The sequence below is a fragment of the Streptomyces sp. NPDC000880 genome, assembly GCF_053599675.1.
Window position 1 is genome coordinate 1 of sequence record NZ_JBSFMS010000244.1, and the last position, 1785, is coordinate 1785.

Consider the following 1785-nt stretch of genomic DNA (forward strand, 5'->3'; position numbering starts at 1 on the left):
TCTAGTCCCGTACTTCGCGGGTCGTTGATTCGTATGGTGTGACCGGTCCGGGGGTGTCCTGGGCCGGTCGTGTGGCGTTGGGTGGGGTGTGTCGATGACTTCCCGGTCTCCGCGGCCTCGGTCTCAGCGTCAGCGCCTTGATGTGGTGGTGACGTCCGTGGTGGAGAAGCGTCTGGGCGCTCTGCCTGTCGCTGCCGAGTTTCTGCGCCGGCTGGATGTCGCCGGGATCGTCGACGAGGTGTGTCCGGGAGGTGCGAGCGCGCATCTGACCCACGGGCAGGTGATCGAGGCGCTGGTGGCCAACCGGCTGACCTCGCCCGCGCCGCTGGTGCGGGTCGGTGACTGGGCCCGTACCTGGGCGGTGGAGGAGGTGTTCGGCATCGAGCCGGCTCTGCTCAACGACGACCGTCTGGCCCGGGCTCTGGACGCGATCGCGCCGGAGCTGGACAGAATCGCGGGGACGGCCGGCGCCCGGGCGATCGCCGAGTTCGGGATCGACGTGTCGAGGTTGCACTGGGACATGACCAGCATGTCTGTCCATGGTGCCTTCCCTGCCGAGGACCAGGACGAGCAGTACCCGGTCATCGGCTACGGGCGCCCCAAGGACCGGCGGGTGGACCTGAAGCAGGTCCAGGCCGGACTCGCGGTGTCCGCCGACGGCGGCATTCCTGTCCACGCCCGTGTCTTCGACGGGGGCGCGGCCGAGGTCAGCCAGGTCGTCGGCGCGATGAAGGACCTGCAAGGCATGGCTGGTGCACGGGAGTTCTTGATGGTCGCCGATTCCAAGCTGGTGTCCTATACGAATGTCGCCGCACTGCTCGCGGCCGGGGTGGATTTCATCGCGCCGGTCCCGGCTGCCCAGGTCAAGGACGAGGTCTACGCAGCCTTGGACCTTGCGCAGGCACAGGCGGTGGACTGGGTGCCCAAGCGGGACGTGGACAAACCCGCCGCCGAGCGGGAGAGCTATCGGGTGCTGGAGGACGTCCACACCATGGCCGGGCGCCGCAAGCGGGATCCGGTGCACCGGGTGCGCCGGATCCTGGTGCACTCCACCGCTGTCGCGGCGGGCCAGCGCCGGGCCCGCGAGAAGCGACTGGCCCGAGCCGGCGAGGAGATGGAGAAGCTCGCCGGCGCGGCGGGCGGCCGGCACTACGGCACCCACCAGAAGATCACGGCCCGGATCGGGGTCATCGCAGCCAAGCGGCACGTCACCTCCTGCCTGCGCTGGACGATCACCGAAGGCGAAGGCGAACCTCCCGCCCTTCAATGGCACTTCGATCAGGACGTCCTGGCGGCCGAGGCTGCGGTGGACGGCTGGTGGGCGCTGCTGACGAGCATCCCGGCCGAGCGGGCCGGCCCGGACCAGGTCCTTGTCCACTACAAAGGCCAGGGCGCGGTCGAACGCCGCTACCACGACTTCAAAGGCCCCCTGGCGGTCGCGCCAGTCTTCGTGCAGCACAACCGGCGTGTCGCCGCTCTCATCCAGGTCATCTGCCTGGCCCTGCTCGTCTTCAGCCTGATCGAACGGCAGGTCAGATGCGCTCTGGGGGCCGAGCAGACCATGGTCGGCCTCTACCCGGACCAGCGCCGGGTCCGCCCCACCGGCCGCATGATCTTCTACCACCTCGGCGAACTCACCCTGCGAATCGGCAACACCACCGATCCGCCCACCGTCCAGATCACCCGCGGCGTCCAACTCCACCTCCTCGATCTCCTCGAAACAGACATCACGCGAACCCGCTGGCCCCAGACCTGAAACGACGACCTGCGAAGTCCGGGTCTAGT

The 1785-nt window shown here is 68.8% G+C and carries 1 protein-coding gene; it reads left to right on the forward strand.

Going from position 1 to position 1785, the window contains the following annotated elements; all coding sequences use genetic code 11:
* Nucleotides 1-157: 157 nt before the first annotated feature.
* A complete protein-coding gene (locus tag ACWDO5_RS35675) occupies nucleotides 158-1756 on the forward strand; it encodes an IS1634 family transposase (protein WP_450534673.1) in 1599 nt (532 codons plus the stop codon).
* Nucleotides 1757-1785 lie beyond the last annotated feature (29 nt).